The organism is Microbacterium sp. JZ101, assembly GCF_053903175.1.
This window is the reverse complement of the sequence record NZ_CP096400.1, coordinates 589,962-612,179: the sequence shown is the minus strand read 5'-3', so window position 1 is coordinate 612,179 and position 22,218 is coordinate 589,962. Positions and strand designations below refer to the sequence as shown.

At 73.0% G+C, this 22,218-nt stretch carries 20 protein-coding genes and 1 tRNA gene; 3 read left to right on the top strand and 18 right to left on the bottom strand.

Features of this window, described 5'->3' with window-relative positions:
* Nucleotides 1-14: 14 nt before the first annotated feature.
* From M1D56_RS02775 to M1D56_RS02745, 7 genes are read right to left on the bottom strand one after another with little or no spacing between them, the layout of a single operon-like run.
* Complete coding sequence (locus tag M1D56_RS02775) at nt 15-1,109, bottom strand: Gfo/Idh/MocA family protein (RefSeq protein ID WP_456284620.1); 1,095 nt, start codon at nt 1,107-1,109, stop codon at nt 15-17.
* Nucleotides 1,088-1,783 carry a ThuA domain-containing protein gene (locus M1D56_RS02770; protein WP_324012532.1) on the bottom strand — a complete coding sequence of 232 codons (696 nt, stop codon included), beginning with the start codon at nt 1,781-1,783 and terminating at the stop codon, nt 1,088-1,090. The genes M1D56_RS02775 and M1D56_RS02770 overlap by 22 nt, the downstream gene beginning before the upstream one ends.
* A complete protein-coding gene (locus M1D56_RS02765; RefSeq protein WP_456284619.1) occupies nt 1,780-2,958 on the bottom strand; it encodes a Gfo/Idh/MocA family protein in 1,179 nt (392 codons plus the stop codon). The genes M1D56_RS02770 and M1D56_RS02765 overlap by 4 nt, the downstream gene beginning before the upstream one ends.
* 47 nt (nt 2,959-3,005) lie before the next feature.
* Nucleotides 3,006-4,139: a Gfo/Idh/MocA family protein gene (locus M1D56_RS02760; RefSeq protein WP_456284618.1), complete on the bottom strand. Its 1,134-nt coding sequence runs from the start codon at nt 4,137-4,139 to the stop codon at nt 3,006-3,008.
* Nucleotides 4,136-4,948 carry a DUF6807 domain-containing protein gene (locus M1D56_RS02755; RefSeq protein ID WP_456284617.1) on the bottom strand — a complete coding sequence of 271 codons (813 nt, stop codon included), beginning with the start codon at nt 4,946-4,948 and terminating at the stop codon, nt 4,136-4,138. The genes M1D56_RS02760 and M1D56_RS02755 overlap by 4 nt, the downstream gene beginning before the upstream one ends.
* Nucleotides 4,945-5,961 (bottom strand): LacI family DNA-binding transcriptional regulator, encoded by a 1,017-nt coding sequence (locus M1D56_RS02750; RefSeq protein ID WP_456284616.1) that lies wholly within the window; start codon nt 5,959-5,961, stop codon nt 4,945-4,947. Before M1D56_RS02750 ends, M1D56_RS02755 begins: the two co-directional genes overlap by 4 nt.
* A 3-nt stretch (nt 5,962-5,964) precedes the next feature.
* Entirely contained in the window at nt 5,965-7,470 is a 1,506-nt protein-coding gene (locus tag M1D56_RS02745) for a family 43 glycosylhydrolase (protein WP_456284615.1), read from the bottom strand.
* 73 nt (nt 7,471-7,543) lie between these two features.
* Here M1D56_RS02745 and M1D56_RS02740 point away from each other — a divergent pair, with 73 nt between their 5' ends.
* Together M1D56_RS02740 and M1D56_RS02735 are read left to right on the top strand one after the other, a co-directional pair.
* Nucleotides 7,544-8,665, top strand: a complete 1,122-nt coding sequence (locus M1D56_RS02740) for an acetylesterase (RefSeq protein WP_456284614.1) — start codon at nt 7,544-7,546, stop codon at nt 8,663-8,665.
* Nucleotides 8,666-8,741: 76 nt separating this feature from the next.
* Entirely contained in the window at nt 8,742-10,211 is a 1,470-nt protein-coding gene (locus M1D56_RS02735; RefSeq protein ID WP_282979040.1) for an alanine/glycine:cation symporter family protein, read from the top strand.
* 13 nt (nt 10,212-10,224) lie between these two features.
* Here the strand turns inward: M1D56_RS02735 and M1D56_RS02730 are convergent, their stop codons facing one another.
* From M1D56_RS02730 to M1D56_RS02710, 5 genes are all read right to left on the bottom strand, one after another.
* The gene (locus M1D56_RS02730; protein ID WP_456284613.1) at nt 10,225-11,007 is read right to left on the bottom strand and encodes an ABC transporter ATP-binding protein; all 783 of its coding nucleotides are present in this window, start codon (nt 11,005-11,007) and stop codon (nt 10,225-10,227) included.
* Nucleotides 11,004-12,080 (bottom strand): FecCD family ABC transporter permease, encoded by a 1,077-nt coding sequence (locus tag M1D56_RS02725; protein ID WP_456284612.1) that lies wholly within the window; start codon nt 12,078-12,080, stop codon nt 11,004-11,006. The genes M1D56_RS02730 and M1D56_RS02725 overlap by 4 nt, the downstream gene beginning before the upstream one ends.
* Nucleotides 12,077-13,123, bottom strand: a complete 1,047-nt coding sequence (locus tag M1D56_RS02720) for an ABC transporter substrate-binding protein (protein ID WP_456284611.1) — start codon at nt 13,121-13,123, stop codon at nt 12,077-12,079. The genes M1D56_RS02725 and M1D56_RS02720 overlap by 4 nt, the downstream gene beginning before the upstream one ends.
* 120 nt (nt 13,124-13,243) lie before the next feature.
* On the bottom strand, nt 13,244-14,374 hold the full coding sequence (locus M1D56_RS02715) for a serine hydrolase domain-containing protein (protein ID WP_456284610.1): 1,131 nt from the start codon (nt 14,372-14,374) through the stop codon (nt 13,244-13,246).
* Nucleotides 14,371-15,798, bottom strand: a complete 1,428-nt coding sequence (locus M1D56_RS02710; protein ID WP_456284609.1) for a purine-cytosine permease family protein — start codon at nt 15,796-15,798, stop codon at nt 14,371-14,373. Before M1D56_RS02710 ends, M1D56_RS02715 begins: the two co-directional genes overlap by 4 nt.
* A gap of 80 nt (nt 15,799-15,878) precedes the next feature.
* Here M1D56_RS02710 and M1D56_RS02705 point away from each other — a divergent pair, with 80 nt between their 5' ends.
* On the top strand, nt 15,879-16,541 hold the full coding sequence (locus tag M1D56_RS02705; protein WP_456284608.1) for a TetR family transcriptional regulator: 663 nt from the start codon (nt 15,879-15,881) through the stop codon (nt 16,539-16,541).
* On the opposite strand, the gene M1D56_RS02700 is transcribed toward M1D56_RS02705, so the two are convergent.
* The 6 genes from M1D56_RS02700 to M1D56_RS02675 form a co-directional block, all read right to left on the bottom strand.
* The gene (locus tag M1D56_RS02700; RefSeq protein WP_456284607.1) at nt 16,504-17,304 is read right to left on the bottom strand and encodes an NAD-dependent epimerase/dehydratase family protein; all 801 of its coding nucleotides are present in this window, start codon (nt 17,302-17,304) and stop codon (nt 16,504-16,506) included. The two genes, M1D56_RS02705 and M1D56_RS02700, sit on opposite strands and share 38 nt — an antisense overlap.
* 105 nt (nt 17,305-17,409) lie before the next feature.
* A tRNA-Arg gene (locus M1D56_RS02695) sits at nt 17,410-17,485 on the bottom strand.
* 86 nt (nt 17,486-17,571) lie between these two features.
* On the bottom strand, nt 17,572-18,141 hold the full coding sequence (locus tag M1D56_RS02690; RefSeq protein ID WP_271173185.1) for an asparagine synthase: 570 nt from the start codon (nt 18,139-18,141) through the stop codon (nt 17,572-17,574).
* 51 nt (nt 18,142-18,192) lie between these two features.
* Nucleotides 18,193-18,588 carry a tautomerase family protein gene (locus tag M1D56_RS02685; RefSeq protein ID WP_324012553.1) on the bottom strand — a complete coding sequence of 132 codons (396 nt, stop codon included), beginning with the start codon at nt 18,586-18,588 and terminating at the stop codon, nt 18,193-18,195.
* An 84-nt stretch (nt 18,589-18,672) separates the two neighbouring features.
* Nucleotides 18,673-20,853, bottom strand: coding sequence for an alpha-galactosidase (locus M1D56_RS02680; RefSeq protein WP_456284606.1), 2,181 nt, complete (start codon nt 20,851-20,853; stop codon nt 18,673-18,675).
* 14 nt (nt 20,854-20,867) lie between these two features.
* A complete protein-coding gene (locus M1D56_RS02675; RefSeq protein ID WP_456284605.1) occupies nt 20,868-22,202 on the bottom strand; it encodes an ABC transporter substrate-binding protein in 1,335 nt (444 codons plus the stop codon).
* Nucleotides 22,203-22,218: the final 16 nt, after the last annotated feature.

Sequence of the window (22,218 nt, the reverse complement as noted above, 5' to 3'; positions counted from 1 at the left end):
CTTGACCCTGCGGATCAGCTGTGCCAGTCCTCCCGCGCGGTGAAGGGAACGGCCTCGGGGCGCTCGGTGGTCGTGGTGAGCTCGACGCGCCCGCCCTGCTCGGCCGCGCGCAGGATGCCGGTCATGATGTCGAGCACGTGGAGCGCCATGGCGCCGCCCGCGCGCGGCTCGACCCCGGGCGCGGTCCGCACGAAGTCGACGAGGCCGACGCCGCGTCCTGCCCCGTCGTAGCCGCCCGAGACGGCGAGCGTCTCGGGCTCGGCGCCCGGCCGGTGCAGCACGACGTCGCCGTCGAACCGGTTGGGGTCGGGCACGAGGAGCGTGCCGTCGGTGCCGTGCACCTCGATCGGCGACGCGGTCGTCGTCGTGCCGTCGAAGCTCGTCACGATCGTCGAGATCGCGCCGTTCGCGTGCTCGAGGATGCCCGTCACGTGCGTGTCGACGTCGACCGGGATGGTCTCGCCCGCGCGCGGACCGGATCCGATCACGCGCTCGGAGCGGAGGCGCGATGCCGCACCGCTCACGGCGACCACCGGCCCCAGCAGCGTCACGAGCGCCGAGACGTAGTAGGGGCCCATGTCGAGCATCGGGCCGCCGCCCGGCTGGTAGTAGAAGTCGGGGTTCGGATGCCAGCGCTCGTGGCCGGCCGTGATCATCGTCGCCGATGCCGCGACGGGTCGCCCGATGAGGCCGTCGTCGACCGCGCGGCGGGCCGTCTGCACGCCCGTGCCGAGCACCGTGTCGGGTGCGGAGCCGACCGCCACGCCGGAGCGCGCGCCGGCCTCGACGATCCCCCGCCCCTCGTCGACCGAGACCGCGAGCGGCTTCTCGCCGTACACGGCGCGGCCGGCCTCGATCGCGGCGTGCGCGATCTCGGCGTGCGCGGCCGGGATCGTCAGGTTGAGCACCGTCTGCACCGCGGGGTGCCGCACGAGCTCGGCAGCCGGAACCGCCTCCGCGCCGGTCTCCGCGGCGACCGCGGCCGCGCGCTCCTCCGACAGGTCGGCGACCGCGACGATGCGGATCTCGGGATGGCCCGCGAGCGCGTCGAGGTACTGCCGCGAGATGTTGCCGAGTCCGACGATGCCTACGCCGTGCGCGTCGCCCACACCAGGCCCCTCTCGATGATCGTGCGGACGTTCTCGTCCTGCAGGACGTCCGGGCTGTGGCCGGGCGTGGCGACGAAGATCCGCCCCTCGCCCCACTGCCGCGTCCAGACCGCAGGCGACGTGATCGGCCGGTGCCACGGATGCCACGGGCGCACGGGGTGCGTCGTGGTCGCGAGCACGTCGTTCAGGTCGTCGTGCAGCACCCAGTACTGCTCGGTCTCGAGCGCGAAGTCGTCGATTCCCGCGGTGATCGGGTGCGTGCGGCCGAGCTCGGTGATCTCGACCGTGTACGGCAGGTAGTTGTCGCTCGCGTCGCCGACGAGCTCGCCGGGCTCCTTGCTCGGGTGGGTCGCGAACTGGCCGCCGACGAGCTGCAGGTAGTCCGAGCTGTTCCGGAACGAGTCCGCGATCCCGCCGTGCCATCCGGCGAGGCCCGTGCCCGCGCGCACCGCGGCGATGAGCCCCTTGAGCTCCTCGGGCTCGATCGTCGACATCGTGACGCTCTGCAGGATGAGGTCGGTCTGCGCCATCGCGTCGGCGTCGGCGTAGACCGCGGTCGACTCCTCGACGCGGACGTCGTAGCCGCGCTCCTCGAGGAAGGGGAGGAAGAGGTCCGTCGACTCGACGGGCTTGTGCCCGTCCCATCCGCCGCGGACGACGAGTGCCCGGGTCACGCGCCTCCCCCGACCTGCGTGAGGACGGCGTCGGCCGCTGCGCTGCGCTCGACCGCGTCGAGGACGCGCTGCACGCTGAGCGCCTCGTCGAAGCTCGGCGACGGGTCGCGCTCCTCGGCGATGGCGGTGACGAGGTCGACGACCTGGTGCGTGAAGAGGTGCTCGTAGCCGAGGCCGTGGCCGGCGGGCCACCACGCGTCGACATACGGATGGGTCGGCTCGGTCACGAGGATGCGGCGGAAGCCCTGCTCGCCGTCGGCGTCGGCCGCGTCGTAGAACTCGAGCTCGTTCATCCGCTCGAAGTCGAAGGCGATCGATCCGCGGTCGCCGTTGATCTCGATGCGGTTCGCGTTGCGGTGCCCGAGCGCGAAGCGCGTGGCCTCGAACACGCCGAGGGCTCCGCTCGCGAACGACGCGGTGAACGCGACGGCGTCGTCGACCGTCACCGGGCCGCGCTCGGCGTCGGCCGCCGCGCGTCCGCCGAGACCGCGCTGCTCCGAGAGCACCGGGCGCTCGGCGACGAACGTGCGCAGCTGCGCGGAGACCGCCTCGAGCGGCTCGTCGAGGAGCCACTGCGCGGTGTCGATGATGTGCGCTCCGATGTCGCCCAGCGTTCCGGACCCCGCGATCTCCTTGTCGAGGCGCCACGTGAGGGGCGCGTCGGCGTCGGTCAGCCAGTCCTGGAGGTACTGCGCGCGCACGTGGCGGATGGTGCCGAGGCGGCCGTCCGCGACGAGGCGCTTCGCGTAGGCGAGCGCGGGTGTGCGGCGGTAGCTGAAGCCGCACATCGCGCGCGTGCCCGCGGGCGCGGTGCGCGCGGCCTCGGCCATCCGCTCGGCCTCCGGCAGCGTGCGGGCGAGCGGCTTCTCGCACAGCACGTGCTTGCCTGCGGCGAGCGCCGCGATCGACACCTCGGCGTGCACGTCGCCCGGCGCGCAGACGTCGACGATGTCGATGTCATCGCGCGCGATGACGGCGCGCCAGTCGTCCGACCACCCCGCGGCTCCGAGCTCGTGCGCGGCGCTCTCCGCGCGCTCGGCAGAGCGGCCGACGACGACCGCCAGCTCGGGTCGGGCCGGGAGGTGGAAGAACCGCGGTGCGGTCCTCCAGGCGTGAGCGTGTGCACGGCCCATGAAGGCGTGTCCGATGAGTGCCACCCGCAGCGTCGAGGTCATGGCGTCTCCTCTCCATTCAGGAGCCATCGTGCCATATAGCGGGGCTGTCAACAAATGAAGGGCGCGCCGAGCTCGGTGAACGTCCGCTGCGTGCGCAGGGCGTCGTGCAGCGCGGCCTCCACGCCCCGGACGACGCGATGACGGCCGGCGTCGTCGACGGCCTCGGTCCAGTGCTCGGCGGGGATCGCGCGCGGCTCGGGAGCGGCCATCACGGCGTCGACGAGGCGCATGAACGCGCCGGTCTCCGCGAGGGGCACGGCGAGCGGCGCGCGGCCCGCGCGGGCGTCGATCAGGTTCTCGAGGAGCGGAGCGCGACCGAACGCGCGAGTGACGGGCGGACGCCCGTCGCCGCGCACGAGCTGCACGACGTCGAGCGTGTAGTACAGGCGCACGGTGCCCTGCGCTCCCACGACCTCCACCCAGGGCTCCTCGCGCTGCGCGGCGCACAGCGTGACGGCCGTCGTGAGCGTCCGCCCGTCGAGCAGGGCGAACCGCGCGACCGAGGTGTCGTCGGCCTCGATGTCGTTCGCGTGGAAGAGGTCGAGCGCGATGCCGTCGACGTCGTCCGCGCGCTGCATGCCGGCGAGAGCGAGCGCCGTCGCCGATGCGTGCGCGAGCGGGTTGGTGAGCGCCCCGTCGGCGACGACCACGCCGCCCATGCGGCGCCGCCCCGCCCACGCCGCCCGCGCGTAGTAGCGGTCGTCGCGCACCCACGCTCCCGTCGCGCCGTAGCGCAGCACCTCGCCGATCGCGCCGTCGGCGACCAGGCCGCGCACGTACGGCACGGCCTCCGACCCGAGGCTCTGGAACCCGACCTGCACCCGCGCGCCCCGCGCCGCGGCGTGGGCCGCGAGCGCGTGGAACTCGTCGAGGGTCGCGGTCGGCGGCTTCTCGAGCAGCACGTCGCACCCGGCATCGAGCGCGGCCGCCGCGATCGCGGCGTGGGTGTGGATGGGCGTCGAGATGATCGCGACGTCGACGATGCCCCGCGCGAGCATGCCCTCCGCATCGTCGTCGTGGACCACGTGCGCGGGCAGCGCGCCCGGCGCGGGCGGCGTCGGGTCGGCGACCGCGACGAGGCGCGCGACGCCGCGCTCCTCGAGCGCGAGCGCGCGGCGGACGTGCGATGCCCCGTGGCCGTGGATTCCCACGATCCCGATGCGCGGCGTCTCGACGGTCATGCCCTCACCTCCGTGCGGATCCGCTCCGCGATGCGCGCCGCGTCGTCGGCGGCGACCGGCCCGTCGAGGACGACCGCGGAGAGGTCGAGCTCGAGCGTCTCGGATGGCGCGAGCACGCGCCGTCGCACGGTCGCGACGGCCGGCCCGAATCCCACGTACCCGCCGGTGCGGACGAACCACGGCAGCCCGCTGTCCGTCGCGGCGACGACGGTCGCGCGCTCGCCCACGATCGCGAGCCACGGCGAACGGGAGCCGTGTGCGATGTCCGTGCCCTCGCCGTCGGCGCACACGGCGAGCGCGCGGGCGAAGGGCGTGCGCCAGAAGATCCCGCCGTAGAACGCGCCGTCGCGTCCGTTCGTGTGCGGGCTGCCGAACTCGGCTCCGCCGGCGCTGGCGGTCAGGGTCGAGCGCCACGACATCCGCCATCCGTCGCGGTCGGGGGCGATGCGCAGCGCGCGCCGCTCGGAGAGCAGCACCGCGCCATCCGGGCCCGCCCACGCGAGCTCCTCCTCGACGCCGTCGCCGTCGGCGTCCCGCGCGAGCACGCGCTGGACGCCGTGGTTGTCGAGCATCGTCGAGCCCCGCCCGGCGACGAACGTGCGACCGCCCCAGAACGAGGCGCGCGAGACGTCGGGGATCGCGAGGCTCACCCCCAGGTGGTGGAGGTGATCGGCCGGCCCGACCGCGGTCACGGCCTCGCCGCCGAGCGTGACGGCCTCGAGATACGGGCGCGGCGACAGGCGCGGAGCGACGTCGAGCCCCTCCCGGTACCGCGCGACCGCCGCATCGCCCGCGTGCAGCGCGATCATGGCCGGGTCCCCGTGCTCGCGCGCACGGTCAGAGCCGGCGTGAACACGACGGGGTCGCGGCGCAGGCCGCCGCCGATCTCGTCGTGCAGCTCGCGCCACACGGCCGCCCCCACCCCGGGCAGGTCGACCGTCATCGTCGTGAGCGGCGGCGCGGAGTACCGCGAGAAGGGGATGTCGTCGAAGCCCGTCACGGAGAGGTCGTCCGGCACGCGCACCCCCTCCTCGTCGAGACGGCCGAGGAGACCGAGGGCGACGATGTCGTTGAACGCGAGCACGGCGGTCGCGCCGCTGCCGCGCACCGCGTCCCACGCACGATAGCCGTCCTCGAAGCCCGACCCGCACGCGAGCTCCCGGATCTCGATGTCGGGGTGCGCCTCGCGGAAGGCGATGAGCCCGCGCAGGCGCTCGTGGTTCGATCGCGACGCCTCGGGGCCGGAGAGGAACGCGATCCGCTCGTGCCCGAGGTCGACGAGGTGCTGCGCGAGGGTCTGGATCCCGGTCGCGTAGTCCACCTGCGCGACTGCCGCGTTGCGGCCCGTCGTGCGGTTGACGACCGCGACCGGCTGCACGCGCGGGAGCAGGTCGAGCAGCTCGGGTCGTGTCATGCGCGGCGCGATGAGGACGACGGCGTCGGTGCGGTTGCGGATGTCGATGGCCGATGCGGCCTCACCGGCCTCGTCCTCGAGGGTGTCGGCGACGAGCACGCGGTACCCGTCGGCCGCGGCCGCCCGGTGCACCCCGTGGAGGACCTGGTGGAACATGGGGTTCGACAGGTCGGGCACGAGCACGCCGATCGTGCGGCTGACCCCGAGCGAGAGCGACCGCGCGGTCTGGCTGGGCGTGTATCCGAGCTCGTCGATCGCCGCGCGGACGCGCTCGGCGATGTCCTCGGCGACCGTGGGGACGCCGTTCATCACGCGGGACACGGTGGCCTTGGAGACCCCCGCGAGCTCCGCGATGTCGGAGATCGTCGTCTGCCGGACGGGGTGCCGTCGGGTGCGCTTCGTCGCCATGGCTCATCTTCTCCCGTCTCGCACGTCGATCTCGACGTCTGCGAAGCGCGCCGTGGCGTGCTGGGCCGCCCCGGTCGCCGCGAACAGCACGTACTCGGCGCCGATCCACTGCCCCTCCGCCGCGCGGAAGCGCACGGGGAGCGCGCGGTCATGGCCGGGCTCGCGCACCGCCACCGCGATCTCGCCGTCGGCGTCGCACGACAGCGCGAGCCGCACGGAGCCCGCGGGCGCCGCCTCGTCATGCCGCACGGTCTCCCCCGGCTCGTCGCGATGCCGCGTCGCGACGACGAGCCGATCGCCCTCGGCCGTGCGGCGGAGCCCGGCCCAGAGGTAGTCGAGGCCGAGCACGCCGGCGCCCGCGCGCGTGCCGGTCGGGCCGTCGAGCGAGAGGGAGACCGCCATCGTGGACGGGATGCCCGGCAGCGGCTGCCCGAACACGCGCGGCAGCGTGCGCAGGTTCCCCGCGTCGACCCCCGCGACGATCCGCAGGCATCCCGGTTCCGGGAGGAGCCATCCGTCGTCGGGATTCGCCTGCCACCCCCACTGCGCGCCAAGGAGCCCGTCGGGGAAGCCGTCGCCGCGCGCGAGCGTGCGCGGGCCCTGGGGCGCCCCGTGGGGCGACGCGTGCTCGAGGACCGGGCGCCCCTGGTCGCCGAGCACGGGCCATCCGTCGTCGCCCCAGTGCATCGGCTGGAGATGCAGGACGCGGCCGAAGACCCCGCGGTCCTGGAAGTGGAGGAACCAGTGCGCGCCGTCGGCCGACTCGACCCACGCGCCCTGATGCGGCCCGTTCACGGGGGTGTCGCCCTGCGCGAGCACGACGCGCTCCTCGTAGGGCCCGTACGGGTCGCGCGCGCGGAAGGCGTACTGCCATCCGGTCGCGACGCCGCCCGCGGGGGCGAGGATCCAGTACCACCCGTCGCGCTTGTAGAGCTTCGGACCCTCGAGCGTGACGCATCCGTCGATCGCGTCGCCGTCGATGACGTCGCGCGACGGCCCGACGACAGCCGTGAGGGCCGCGTCGACCGGCACGATGCTGAGGACGTTCTTGCGGCCCGCGCGGCTGCGCGCCCACCCGTGCACGAGGTACGTCGCGCCGTCGTCGTCCCACAGGGGGCACGGGTCGATCACGCCGAGCCCGGGCAGGAGCAGCCGCGGCGCGCTCCAGGGCCCGCGCGCGTCGGCGGCGCTCACCACGAAGACGCCCTGATCCGGATCCGGGTAGACGATGTGGAAGAGGCCGTCGTGATGGCGGATGGATGGCGCCCAGACGCCGGCGCCATGCCGCGGCTGCGCGAACCAGGCCTGCGGGGTGTTCCCGGCGACCGCGTGCGAGACGATCTCCCAGTTGACGAGGTCGGTCGAGGCGAGCACGGGCAGCCCGGGCGCGCGGTTGAAGCTCGAGGCGACGAGGTAGTAGACGTCGCCGACGCGGATCGCATCGGGGTCGGGGACGTCGGCGTCGATGATCGGGTTGCGGTACCGCGCGGCGCTGGTCGGCTCTGTCATGGGATCCCGTCTGAGAAACCGGTTACTCTCAATCCATCGTAGGGTGCTGCACGACGCCAGGGGAAGGACGAACATGACCCGCCGCGATCTCCGGGGGCTCGAGGGGCTCGATGCGCTCCTCGGCCGGCCCTTCACCGCGCGGCCCGAGGAGGTGGATCTCGGCGCTGTCCCCGCCCGCCTCGCGGTGGCGCTCGGCGTGCCGCCTGTGCCCGACACGACCCCCGTCGTCGAGGAGGGCGCCTGGACGCGCGACGGCGTCGACGGCCTGGCCCTGCGCTGGAGCACGGGGTTCGGACCCGACACCCGCGCCTGGCTCCTGCGCCCGGCCGGCGAGCGCGCGCCGCTCCCGGGCATCGTGGCGCTGCACTGCCACGGCGGGATGAAGTTCCACGGGAAGGAGAAGATCGCCGACGGCCCCGCGGACGAGCCGCGGGTGGCGGCGTTCCGCGCCGACGCGTACGACGGCGTCGCCGTGGCCAACGCGTTCGCCCGCGCGGGCTTCGCCGTGCTCGCGCACGACGCTTTCGGCTGGGGCAGCCGCCGGATGCGCCGGGAGGACATGCCCGAGCGCACCCTGCGGGCGGCCGCCGACGCGATCGCCGCGCGGGGCGGCGCGCTCGACGATGCCGCGCGCTACGACCTGCACGCCGGCCCGAACGAGGACGCCGTCGCCAAGACGCTGGGCGTCCTCGGGACGTCGTGGGGCGGCCTCGTCGCGCGCGACGACCTCATCGCCGCGCGCGTGCTCGCGGCCAGGGCGGACGTGCGCCCCGGCGGCGTCGTCCTCGTGGGACTGTCGGGCGGCGGCGCCCGCGCGGCCCTGGCCGGCGCGCTCGACGAACGGGTCGTGCGCGCGACGGCGGTCGTCGCGATGATGGCGACCTTCGATGCGATGCTCGACGGGTACATCCAGCGCCACACGTGGATGCTCATGAACCCGGGGATGGCCCGGGTCGGGGAATGGCCCGACATCGCGGCCGCACGCGCACCGCGTCCGCTGTTCGTCGGCTTCGCCCGCCACGACGCGCTCTTCCCCCTGCGCGGCATGCTCGACGCCGAGGCGCGTCTGCGCGCGCACTACCGTCGAGCGGGCGCCGAGCACGCTCTGCACACGGCGTGGGCCGATCGCCCGCACTCCTTCGGCGCCGACACGCAGCAGGCGTTCCTCGCCTGGACGGGAGCGCTCTCCTCCTAGAATCACGCGGAGGAGCGCCACCCGCGCCTCCGACGGAGAGCGCGCGACGAGGCGCGCATGGCAGGAAGGCACACGAATGCTCGACACGATCCAGGCGTTCCTCGATCAGCTCGGCGCCATCATCTGGGGCCCGTGGCTGCTCATCCCGCTCCTCCTCGGGACCGGGCTCTACCTCACCATCCGGCTCGGCGGCATCCAGTTCCTCCGCCTGGGCCCCGCCCTCCGCCTCGGCCTCTGGCGCCGCAAGGACGCCGGCGCGGAAGGCGACATCTCGCAGTTCCAGGCGCTCACGACCGCGCTCGCCGCCACGGTCGGCACGGGCAACATCGTCGGCGTCGCGACGGCCATCGCGATCGGCGGCCCCGGCGCCCTGTTCTGGATGTGGATCACGGGCCTGCTGGGCATGGCGTCGAAGTACACCGAGGCGTTCCTCGGCGTGCGCTTCCGAACGACGGATGCGGCCGGCGAGCGCAACGGCGGCCCGCAGCAGTATCTCGAGCGGGGAATCCGCGGGCCGGTCGGCAAGGTGCTCGCACTGGCGTTCACGATCTTCGCGATCTTCGCGAGCTTCGGCATCGGCAACATGACGCAGGGCAACTCGGTCGCGGCGAACCTCGAGAGCAGCTTCTCGATCCCGACCTGGGTCACCGGCGTCGTGCTGACGATCATCGCGCTCGCAGTGCTCGTGGGCGGCATCAAGTCGATCGGCCGCGTGACCGCGGGCTTCGTGCCGATCATGATCGTGTTCTACGTGCTCGGCGCGATCTACATCCTCATCGCCAACATCGGCGAGGTGCCCGCCGCCTTCGCGACGATCTTCCGCGACGCCTTCACGGGCAGCGCGGCGGCGGGCGGCTTCGCGGGGTCGGTGCTCATCATCGCCATCCAGTTCGGCGTCGCGCGCGGCATCTTCTCGAACGAGTCCGGCATGGGGTCGGCGGCGATCGCCGCGGCGGCCGCGCAGACGAGCCACCCGGTGCGCCAGGGCCTCGTGTCGATGACGCAGACGTTCATCGACACGATCATCGTCGTGTCGATGACGGGCCTCGTGATCGTCACGACCGGCGCCTACACGTTCACGGACGAGGCGGGCGCCCAGATCGATCCGTCGGTCATGACCGGCGAGGCGTTCACCCACGGCCTGCCCGGCGAGTGGGGGCACTGGGTCGTCACGCTCGCGCTCGTCATGTTCGCGTTCTCGACGGTGCTCGGCTGGTCGTACTACGGCGAGCGCTGCATCGAGAAGCTGCTCGGCCGACGTGCCGTGCTGCCGTTCCGCGTCGTCTTCTCGCTCATCGTCTTCGTCGGCTGCACGACCGAGCTCAGCGTCGTCTGGTCGTTCTCCGACGTGATGAACGGCCTCATGGCGCTGCCGAACCTCATCGGCCTGCTCGTGCTCTCGGGTCTCGTCGCCCGCGAGACGCGCGCGTACCTGAAGCACGACCCGAAGCTCGAGGCCTCCCAGGACGAGATCGAGCGCTTCATGGCCGGCGACGCCGGCTGGGAGGAGTGGCGCGCCGCCGAGGCGGTCCGCGAGACGCGCTGACGAGCGGGAGCGCTCAGCCGACCGGCGCGGGCGCTCCCGGCCGGAACAGCACCGTCGCGCGGCCCGTCTCCGGGTCGCGCGACACGTCGGCGCGCACGCCGTAGACGTCGGCGATGAGCTCGGGCGTGAGCACCTCGGCAGGACCGCCCGCCGCCACGACGCGCCCCTCGCGCAGCACGAGCACGGCGTCGCAGAACATCGCGGCGAGGTTGAGGTCGTGCAGCGCGACGATCGCGGTGACCGGGAGCGCCGCGACGAGCGCGAGCAGCTCGAGCTGGTGGCGGATGTCGAGGTGGTTCGTCGGCTCGTCGAGCAGCAGCTCGCGGGGCTCCTGGGCGAGCGCCCGCGCGATGTGCGCACGCTGACGCTCGCCGCCCGAGAGCGCGTGCCACAGCCGATCGGCCTTGTCGGCGAGGCCCACCCGCTCGAGCGCGTCGGCGATCGCCCGCTCGTCGTGCGCCGTCTCACCGCCGAGCAGCGGGCGGTGCGGCGTGCGGCCGAGCCGCACGACATCGCGCACGACGATGTCGGCATCGGTCTCGGCGTGCTGCGTCACGGTCGCGATCGCGCGGGCCACCTCCCGGCGCCGCAGCTGCGAGAGGTCGGCGCCGTCGAGGGTGACGCGCCCCGCGTCGGGTCGGGCGAGCCCCTGCAGCAGACGCAGGAGCGACGACTTGCCCGAGCCGTTCGGGCCGAGCAGGCCGATCGTCTGACCGGGCTCTGGCCGCAGGCTGACGCCGTCGACGACGAGGGCGCCGCCGCGCCGCCAGGAGACCCGCTCCGCCTCGAGCGTCATGCGCGCCCCCTCCGTCGCAGCAGCAGGAGCACGAACACCGGGACGCCCACGATCGCCGTGCCGACGCCCACCGGCAGCGGGGTCGGCGCGAACGCGACGCGCGAGCCGGCGTCGACCCACACCATGAAGACCGCCCCGAGGATGGCCGTGGCCGGGATCACGCGCGAATGCCGCTGCCCGAACAGCAGGCGCGCCGCGTGCGGCAGCACGAGGCCCACGAATCCGATCGCACCCGCGACGCTCACGAGGGTCGCGGTGAGCAGCGCGGTCATGACCAGCAGCAGCCCCCGCGTGCGGGCGACGTGCACGCCGAGCGAGGCGGCGACATCCTCGCCGAACGCGAACGCATCGAGGGCGCGCGCCGAGCCGAGGCAGATGACGAGCCCGACGAGCACCGCCGCGGCGCACAGGGCGACGTCGTCCCAGCGCATGCCCTCGAGCGACCCGAGGAGCCAGAACATGACCCCGCGCGTCTCATCGGAGTCCGCGAACGCGAAGACGATGAGGGAGGTGAGCGCCGAGAAGAGCTGGGTGCTCGCGACGCCCGCGAGGATCACGCCCGAGGTGCCGCCGCTCGAGAAGCGCGCGAGGAGCAGCACGAGGCCGAAGGCGAGGAGCGCGCCCGCGAACGCACCGCCCGACAGGCCGAGGGCCCCGCCGCCGACGCCGAGCACGCCGACCGCGACCGCCCCCGTCGACGCCCCCGACGAGACGCCGAGCACGAACGGGTCGGCCAGCGGATTGCGCAGGAGGGACTGGAGGATCGCGCCGCTCAGCCCGAGCCCCACGCCGCACGCGGCCGCGACGAGGGCGCGCGGCAGGCGCTCCTCCCACACGATGGCGTCCTCCGACGCGCGCACGGGGATCTCGGCGAGACCGAGATGGTTGAGGATGATGTCGCGCACGTTCACGAGCGAGACGTCGGCGGGGCCGAGCGTCACCGCGACGCCCACCGAGAGCACGACGAGCCCGAGCCCCGCGAGCGCGAGAGCCGCGACGACGAGCCCGCGCGACCAGGTCCCGCGCGCGGGGCGCACGACGGTCGGCGCGTCGGCCGTCGCGGCCGCCGTCATCGGGCGTCCTGGTTCGCGGCCCACCACGCCCGGATCTTCTCGAGCCCGTCGACGAAGCGGATGGAAGGGTTCATCTCCGCGCCGTGCAGCGCGATGAACCGCTCGTCCTGGACGGCGCCGAGCGTCTGCGTGAGGGGGTCTCCCGTGAGGAAGGCGACCTTGTCGTCCAGGCGGTCGCCCGGGAAGCGGTCGCGCTGCAGGTCGCCGAGCACGAACAGGTCGGGGTCGGCGTCGACGACCGACTCCCAGCCGACCGCCGGCCAGTCGTCGACCTCGTCGGCGAACGCGTTCTCCATGCCGGTGAGGTCGGCCAGCATCGACGCGGAGCCGAGCCCGCCCGCGATGTAGGGCGTCTTCGTGTCGGCGAACCAGAACACGACGGTCTGGCCCCCGAAGTCGACGCCCTCGACCGCGGCCGCAGCCCGCTCCTGCAGATCGGCCACGAGCGCCTCCCCGCGCTCGGCGACGTCGAAGATCTCGGCGAGCTCGCGGATCTCCTGGTACAGCGCGTCGACCGTGAGGGGCTGCGTGCGCGCTCCCCCGCCGTTCACGCTCTCGCCCTCATCGCAGTCGGTGGGCGACAGGTACGACGCGACGCCGGTCTCGTCGAGGCGGTCGCGGGTCACGACGCCGCCCTCGGTGTAGTGGCGTCCGAACGACGCGGTCACGAAGTCGGGGTCGGCGCCCAGGAGCACCTCGTAGGTGGGCGCGTTGTCGGCGAGCCGCGGCACGGTCTCGTTCGCGGCGGCGAGCGACTCCAGGACCGGATCCGTCCACGACGCCGTGCCGACCATGCGGTCCTCGAGGCCGAGCGAGAGGAGGATCTCGGTCGAGTTCTGGTCGAGCGACACGACGCGCTGCGGGGGCGCGTCGATCTGGACCTCGTGGCCGCAGTTCTCGATGACGAGCGGGTAGGCGGTGCGGCCCTCGCCGGCCGCAGCCGTCTCCTCGGGCTCGACGGCCTCCGACGCGCCGCATCCGGCGAGCGCGAGCGCGGACACGAGGAGCGCGCCGGCGAGCGCGCGCGGACGGGTGACGACCATGAGGGGTCTCCTCCTGCTTCGAGGCCCCCGTGGTCACGGGGAAGGGTCCTCAGGCGCCGAGCGCCCAGGTAAGGATAGCCTGACCTGAGAGACATCCCTGAGGAGAACCCGAGCGCGCTGTCACGCGAGATCGTCGAGGGCCGCGCTCACGTCGACGAGGAGCCGGCTCTGCTCCTCATGTCGCGCCGCGCTGTCGGGCTCGGGCCACGACGAGAGCTTCACGATCACCGAGTCCGTCGTCGGATCGAGCCAGAGGCTCTGCCCGTGGATGCCGATGCCGCTGACGTTCCCGCGCGCGTTCCCCGTGCACCACCACTGCCAGGTGTACGAGCCGCCGGAGAACATCCGCGCGAACCCCTCCCCGGCCATCGCCTGCGGGTCGCCGCCCGCGAGGACGCGCCTCACCCACTCCTCCGACACGACACGGCCGCGCGGTGCACGACCGCCGTCGAGCAGCACGCGGCCCACGCGCGCGAGGTCGCGCGCAGTGCACGAGACGCCGCCGTTGGCGAATCCGAAGCCCGTGGGGTCGACCGTGATCGCGGCGTCCTGATCGGCGTCGAGCAGCGACCACAGCAGCTCGGAGAGCGCAGTGGGGTAGCGCAGGCCGGACACCCGCTCGACGAGCCATGCCAGCACGTCGGTGTTCGCCGAGCAGTACTGGAAGCGCCTCGCGCGTCCGCTGCCGCGCAGGCCCACGAGGAAGACGCGGGTGTCGGCGGGGTCGCCGGCTCGGCGGGGCCGCCAGCCCGCCGCTCGGTCGTGCCGCTGCACCTGCGAGCGCGGGTCGGTGTAGTCCTCGTCGTACTCGACGTGCACCCGCATGTCGAGCACGTCCTGCACCGAGGCGCCGTCGTACGCCGACCCCGTCAGCTCGGGCAGGTACGAGGCGATCGGGCGGACGGGATCGACGTCGCCGCGATCCGCGAGCGCACCCACGACCATCCCGCACAGCGATTTCGAGACGCTCATGAGCAGATGCCTGTCGTCTGCCGAGAGGCCCGCTCGGCGGTACTCCGCGACGACCTCGTCGCCGCGGAGGACGAGGAAGGCATCCGTGAACGTCGCCTCGAGCCTCGACCGGAGGTCGGGCAGACGCGCCATGAGCGCGTCGAGGCGCACGTCGGGCGCGCGCTCGACCGGTCGGTGCCGGGAGATCTCCGCGCTCGGGATGAGCTCGCCGAGGTGTGTGAACGCCCAGCGGTGATGCGGCGGATCCTGCCAGCTGTCGAGCGTCGGCCGACCGCTCACGCGCGCCCGCCCCGCGCGGCGCGCGACAGCCCGCCGTAGACGAGCGCGGCGACGAGCATCCCGGCGGGCACCGAGAGATCGATCCCGCCGAGCGCCGCCGAGACCGGGCCCATCCACACGTCGGTCGAGAGGCAGGCGGCCGTCGCCCCTCCCCCGAGCGCAAGCGCCGTGAGGCCGGGCACGCTCCATCCGCCCGTGTACCAGAACGGCGCGCCGCGCTCCTCGTCGAAGAGGTCTGCGCCGTCGTAGCGGTTGCGCCGCAGGACGATGTCGGCGACGAAGATCGCCATCGCCGGGCCCGTGACGATGACGAGGAACTGCAGCATGAGGTTGACGGCGCCGAGCAGGCTCGTCGACATGACGAGGTAGATCGTGAGCGCGGTGCCGATGGCGCCGACGATGATCGCGGCCGGGATCCGGCGAATGGGCACGCCCACCGCCTGCAGGGCCATGCTCGAGGTGTAGGTGGTCATGCCGTTGAGGGCGATCGTGTTGACGACGACGCCGATCACGAGGAGCGGCCCGAGCCACGCGGGGAGCAGGTCCATGAGCGCCGACTCGATGCCCGCGGCCATCGCGGCGTCGCTCACGCCGGTCGCGAGCAGCGCGCCGACCACGGTGAAGAGGATGCAGGGCAGCGCGCCGCCGAGCGCGGTCGCCGCGACGATGTGCGACGGCCGGGTGCTCCGCGGCAGGTACCGCGCCATGTCGGGGCTGTTCGCGTACGACAGGGGCGTCGACGCGAGGATCGTGAAGCCGACCGTGATCGACGCCCACAGCGGCACGCCGTCGAGGGGCACGGCAGGCCGGTACCCCCAGTCCGCGTGGGGCAGGATGAAGCCCGAGACGACGAGGAAGATCGCCAGCAGCACGGCGGTCACCGCCGGGTATGTCCTCAGGATGAGGCCGTGCCCGTACACCGCGACGAGCACCGTGATCGCCGACACGACGAGCGTGACGGCCACCGGGCCGAGCACGGGATCGTCGACGCCCCACGCGCGCAGCAGATCGGCGCCCATGAACGAGGACGCGAGCCAGTTCAGCGCGAGGAACACCGCGGAGATGAGCCATCCTGTGAAGGCCACGACCACCTTGTTGCCCACGACCCCGTAGAGCGCGCGCGTGATGACCGACCCGGACGTTCCGGCAGCGGGACCGGCGATCGCGATGATCCCGGGGAAGATCCACGGGAGGCTCCCCGCGACGATCACGAGGACGGCCTGCCACAGCTCGAGACCGAGCAGGATCATCGTCGCGCCGATCGTGAAGTTCAGGACGCTGACGTTCGGCGCGGCCCAGACGGCGAAGAGGTCGCGCGCGCGGCCGTGTCGCTCGGACGGGCGGATGAGCTCGATCCCCCGCGTCTCGGGGGTGGTGAGCGCGTCGACCGGCTCAGGCGCGGTCGCCGGAAGGGGTGCGGACACGGGTGTTCCTCTCCGTCGAGGTGCGCTATTGGCCATGTGGCCAATGGCCTATTGGTCACACATCCAATAGCATGGCGCTCATGGTGTCAAGCGAGCGGCCGGTGCGCACGCGCAAACGGCCGGAGGAGCGCCGCGAGGAGATCGTCCGCGAGGCGGCGCGGATCGCGCTCGAGGCCGGCCTCGAGCGCATCACCCTCCGGGCGGTCGCGGAGCGCCTCGGCGTGCGCCCGGGCCTGATCACCCACTACTTCCCCGCGGCGGACGAGCTCGTCGTCGCGGCCTTCGCGCGTGCGGTCTCAGACGAGCGCGAGGACCTCGTGCCCGTCGACGGGCGACCGCTCGAGCGCCTCGCGCACATGATGGCCTACACCGAGAGCGAGCAGGCGCGCGCCGTCGCGCGCCTGTGGCTCAACGCGCGCCATCTGTCCCGCTTCGACAGCGCACTCGAGGCCGCGCTCGAGGAGCAGGAGGCCCTCGACCGCGCGCGCCTCATCGCGCTCATCGAGGAGGGCGTCTCGTCGGGCGATCTCCCCGACGTCGACCCGCTGACGGCATGCATCCGGATCTTCGTCGCGGTGGACGGCCGGTGGGCGTACGCGAACAACGTCGGCGCGTTCCCCCACGAGGCCTTCGAGCACTACGTGACGGATGTCGCCGAGTGGGCCCTCGGACTGCCCGCGGGCGCCCTGCGCGGGGCCCCGGCCCTCACCATCGCGTCCCGATCGCATGATCGGGGCGCGTGAAGGGCCCTCCGATCGGATCGGTCGGATCGGGATCGGGAACCGACACGCCGAGCCGGTGCAGCTCCGCCATCGCGTCATCCTGCGGGCGGTAGCCGATCTCCTCGCCCGCCCCGAGCGGGAACCATCCCGGCGCGTTGCGCGAGACGCCCCACACGATGTGATGCCGGCCATCCTCGAGGGCGATCGCGGCCTCGAAGAGGCGGGCGGCGTCGCCCGGCGAGAGCCACGACGCCGCGGCCCTGCCCGGGTCGGGCGTCTCGAGGAAGGTGCAGATGCGCGCGCTGACGATCGACATCCCGAAGCGGTCGCTGAAGAGGCTCCCGAGCGCCTCCATCGCCGCCTTCGTGACCCCGTAGAAGGTGTCCGGTCGCGGCAGGAGGGGCTCCGCCTCGCCGACTCGATCCGGAACGTGGAACCCGGCCGCATGCACGGAGCTCGCGAGGAGCACGGCGCCGACGCCTGCGTCTCGCGCGGCTTCGAGCAGGACGCGCGTGCCGTCGACGTTGACGCGGAGGAGGTCGCCCCAGGGCGCCTCCGACGCGATGCCGGCGAGGTGGATGACCGCTCGCGCACCCGACAGCGCGTCCCGCAGCCCGGTCGCGTCGTCGATCGAGAGGTCGCGCCACTCCCCGGGCTCGGCGGCCGACGGCTCGGCAGTGTCGACGAGACGGAGCTCGCGCCCCTCCCGACGCAGAAGCGGCACGACGGCCGACCCGATCCGCCCGGAGGCCCCGGTCACCACGACGATCTCGCGCTCGCGCATGCCTCCTGCCTAGCGCATGCGCGGCGAGCGCCGCGATCCCCTTGACGCGCGGTCGTCCCACCCGAACGCAGAACGGCCCCCGCAGAAGCGGGGGCCGTTCTCGTGTGGTGCGCCCCGAGGGACTCGAACCCCCAACCTTCTGATCCGTAGTCAGATGCTCTATCCATTGAGCTAGGGGCGCATTCACCGCTGCCGAAGCAACCGTATGAGCATACAACGCGTTCGCCGCACCGGACAAATCGGGGCGCGCCGCCCGGGCGCGTCGCGTCAGTCGACCGCCGCGGAGGCGCCCTCCGACCGGCGCTCCTTGGTCTCGACAGCGAGCTTCTGCAGGTCGACGAGGCGCAGCGCCTGCATGCGCGCCTCGCGCATCGAGGCGTAGTCCGGGTCCTCGTCGGGGCGCATCGCCTCGACGCGCAGACGGTTGTCGAGCGTCGACGCGATGTCGCCCCATGCCGCCTCGCGGGACTGCTCGACGAGCGCGAGCAGCTGCGCCTCGTCCTCGAGCTCCGTGCGGAGAGCCTTCGCCACACCGACGTACTGCTTGGCGCGGCGGCGGAGGTTGCGCACGTCGCGGTCGCGGTAGTCATGCGTGCCGCGCGACTGCGAGTGCCGCCCCCACGCGGCCTTCCGCGCCTTAGAGATCTCCTGCGCCGCCTGCTCGGACTCGTCGGCGAGCGCCGCGATCGTCTCGCGGGCGACCGGCAGGAAATGGGACGCGTCGAACGCCTCGTCGAGCGAGATCGTGCTCACGAGGATCCTGTTCTTCACCGCGAGCCGCGCGGCGGCATGCGCGATCGCGAGACCCTCGGCGATCGCATCGGCGTTCCGTCCCACCGCACCTCCTCGTACCAGATTAGCCGCGAGGACCGGGCGGCGGGCGCGGGGTCACGCCTGCGGGACGGCGAGCTCTCCCGTGAGGTACTGGGCGCGGCCGAAGCCGAAGCTCCAGTCCTCCGGCCCATTCTCGACGTACCCGATGAAGACGTCGGACGGCGCGACGCCGACCGGCTCGAGCGCTGCGGCGATCGCGGCGTACAGGCGCTGCTTCTGATCGACGGAGCGACCCCGCTGCGTGAAGATCTGGATGACGACGGGGTCGGTCCGCTCGAAGCCGAGACCGGCATCCTCCGCGACGATCGTCGACGCGGGGCGCGAGGTGATCACCTGGAACCGGTCGCGCTCGGGGATCCCGTAGACGGAGACGATGGCGTCGTGGACGGCGCCGGCGATCTCGGCGGGATTCGTGCGGGCGTCGCTGTGGTCGATGCGGACGAGGGGCATGAGTACTCCTGAGAGATGTCGAGGACTTTGTCCTGACATTCTCTCATACGCCTCTTCGCGCGAACAACCCCTCGTCCGCCCTCCTCACTCCGCGGCGGCGTGCAGGAGCAGCGCCTGCTCGGGGCGCAGGATCGGCAGCGTCACGCCCACGGCGTCGAGGAAGCGCCCCGTCGCCGTGAGCCCCTCGTCGAACCATCCCGGGCCCCGGTGCTGCACGAAGGGGCTCGCGCTGTCGCCCTCGGTCGTGCGCGGGAAGTCCTCCGCCGCGGGCAGGAGCGGCACGACGCGGTAGACCCGGTCGGGGTCGAGCCCCGGAAGTCGCACCCGGCCGGGCATCTCGGCGACGGGGGTCCGGTGCATGACCGCCGTGAAGAGCGCCTCCCCCCGGTCCTGCGCGACGACGCCGTGGAGCGCGAGCGCCGGCTCGACGAGGTCGGCGTTGACGCGGACCCCCGAGTGGATCAGGCCGCGGAAGCGCTTGTACAGCTCGATGCCCTTCCGCAGGACCGCTCGCTCGTGCTCGGAGGCCGCGCGGATGTCCCACTCGATCCCGAAGTGCCCGAAGAGGGCCGTGAGCACGCGGAACCCGATGTCGTGGACGCGGCCTGTCGTGTGGGAGTGGGTGGGTCCGACGTGGGCGCCGACGAGCTCGGGCGGGAGCACCGCCTGGGTCCACCGCTGGATCGTCTGGCGCTCGAGCGCGTCGTTGCAGTCCGACGCCCAGACGCGGTCGGTGTGCGCGAGGACGCCCAGATCGATGCGCGCGCCGCCCGACGAGCACGACTCGATCTCGACACGGGGGTGGGCCTCCTTGAGCGCCGCGAACAGGCGGTAGACCGCGAGGGTCTGCGCGTGCACGGACGGGCGCCCATCGTGCCCGTGCTCGCGCAGGTCGCGATTCTGATCCCACTTGAGGTACGCGATGTCGTTCTCGCGGAGGAGGGCGTCGATGCGGTCGTAGACGTACTGCCACGCGTCGGGGTTCACGAGATCGATGACCTGCTGATGCCGCCATTCGACGGGCAGGCGCCCGCCCTCGTCGTGCGAGCGCGCGTCGGGTCCGGCGATCCAGTCGGGGTGCTCCCGCGCGACGTCGGAGTCGAGGTTCACCATCTCGGGCTCGACCCACAGCCCGAACTCCATGCCCCGCGACGTGACGGCCTCGATGAGCGGCGTGAGGCCATCCGGCCACAGCCCCTCGTCGACGTGCCAGTCGCCGAGCCCCGCACGGTCGTCGCGGCGCCCGCGGAACCATCCGTCGTCGAGCACGAAGCGCTCGACGCCGAGCTCGGCGGCCGCCGCGGCGAGCTCGACGAGCGGCTCGATGCGGTGGTCGAAGTAGACCGCCTCCCAGGTGTTGAGCACGACCGGCCGGGGGCGACCGCCGTCGACCTTGACGTGCTGCGGACGCGCACGGAACCACCGGTGGAACCGCTCCGTCACGCCGTCGAGGCCGCGATCCGACCATGCGGCGTACAGCGCGGGCGTCTCGTAGGCCTCTCCCGGCGCGAGCACGACCTCGCCCGATCCGAGCAGCTCCGCGGCGCCGATCATCTGGCGCCCGTCGGCGAGCGCGTCGAGGAACTGCTCGTGGTCGCCCGACCAGGCGAAGTGCGCTGCCCACACGGCGCCCGAGCGGTTGCCGAAGCCCGGCGTGCCCGCCGCGACGAGCAGCGAGGAGTCGTGCCCGGTGCGGCCGTGCCGCCCCGTGCGGACCCACGTGCCACGGCGGATGGCCTGCCGCTGCGGGTGGTTCTCCCGGCACCAGCGCCCGGTGAGGTCGAGCAGCTCGCCCGCATCGGCGGGCACCGGGAGCTGGATGGCGAGCTCGTCGACCTGGTAGGGGGTCGCGCCCGTGTTCGTCACCGAGGACGCCGCCTCGAGCAGCCCGGACGGGTGCAGGCGGAGCCGCGTCGCGACCTCCAGCCCCGCGCTCGCATCTCGCTGCACGATCCGCGCGGTCTCGCCATCCGCCTCCGCCGCGACGACGCGCAGAGCCGGCGAGAAGTCCCGCCCCGGTCGCCCGTCCTCGTCGATGCGGCTCCCGCGCAGGCCCGGCCGTCCGAGCCATCCCGACGACGGCTGCGGCACGACGCCCGCGATCACGGGCACGTCGAGCGCCGAATGCGGGACGGGGTCGGTGAGCAGCTCGAGATCCGGCACGTGTGCGCCGAGGTCGGCACCCCAGTGGACGATCTCGGCCTCGCCCGAGCGGAAGGAGAGCAGCACGCTGACGCCGTCGGCGCGCAGATGGATGGGGTTCATTCGATTCGCTTTCGTCATCTGGTGTCTTCCGCCCCCTCGAAGAGGGCGTTGACGCGCTCGTTCGCCTGCGTGAGCGACGACACGTCCGCCTGCCCGGTCAGCACCGCGTCCATGGCGGGCTTCATGATGCCCTCCACCTGCGCCGCCCCGGAGGTGATGGGGAACAGGAAGGTCGTGCCCTCCGAGACGTGGTCGGTGAACGCCGAGACGTCGATGCCGCGCTCCTCGAACGCCGCGACCGCCTTCTCCGTCGACGAGAGGATGGCCGGGAACACGACCCCCTGCGCGCCGACGACGTCCTGGCAGGCGGGCGAGCCGAGATACTCGACCCACTTGCGCGATCCCTCGAGGTCGTCCGTGCCGACCCAGATCGAGTCGGCGAGGCCGTTGAACATCGATGCCCGGTGGCCCTCCGGCCCGATCGGCGTGGGGGCGATGCCGAGGTCGATCCCGTCGTACCCGGCGTACTGGCCGATCATCCACGATCCGTTGGCGTTGATCGCCGCACGGCCGGCTCCGAAGTTGTCGGGCATGGAGGCGCCGACCGTCGTCTCGAGCCGCGGCATGTACCCCTTGTCGATGAGGCCAGACCACCACGCGATCGCGCTCTGGAAGCGCTCGTCGTCGTAGTTGTAGCGGTCGCCCCACGGGTTCTCGTTCGTGTGGGTCCAGCCGGTCGTCCCGGTGAGCCAGCTCCACTCGGTCTGGCCCATGCCTGCCCCCGACGCGGTGAGGCCCAGGCCGTACACCTCGACGTGGTCCTTGTCGAAGCCGGGCTCGTCTCCGCGCACTCCGTTGCGGTCGACCGTGAGCCGCGCGATCGCCTTCTCGAGCGTGCCGCCGTCGTCGGGGTTCCAGGTGAGCTCCGCCATCTCCTCGTCGGAGAGGCCCGCCTCCTCGACCATCTCGCGGTTGTAGAAGAGGGCGATCGTGTCCCAGTCCTTCGGCACGCCGTATCGGCTCCCGTCCTGCCCGACCCACAGATCGGCGAGGCCCTCGGCGTACTGGCCGAAGTCGAGGTCGACGTCGTCGAGAGGCACGAGCTGGTCGAACCGGAGGTAGTCGGGGTACTTCGAGAGGTGGTTGGTGAACACATCCGGCGCGTTCTCGGCGACCATGCCGTTGGTCACCTTGCTCCAGTAGTCGTCCCAGCCGAGCTGCGTGATGCGGACCGTGAGGTCGGGATTCGCCTCGTTGAAGTCCTCAGCGCACTGGCGGTAGCCCGGGAGCTGGTTGGCATCCCACAGCCAGTAGTCGATGACCCCCTCCTCGCCGGTGATCGCGGCGCATCCGCCGAGGGCCGACGTCGAGACCGCGGCGAGCGCAGCGGCGGCAAGGACCTTCTTCATGTTCCTGCGTCCTTTC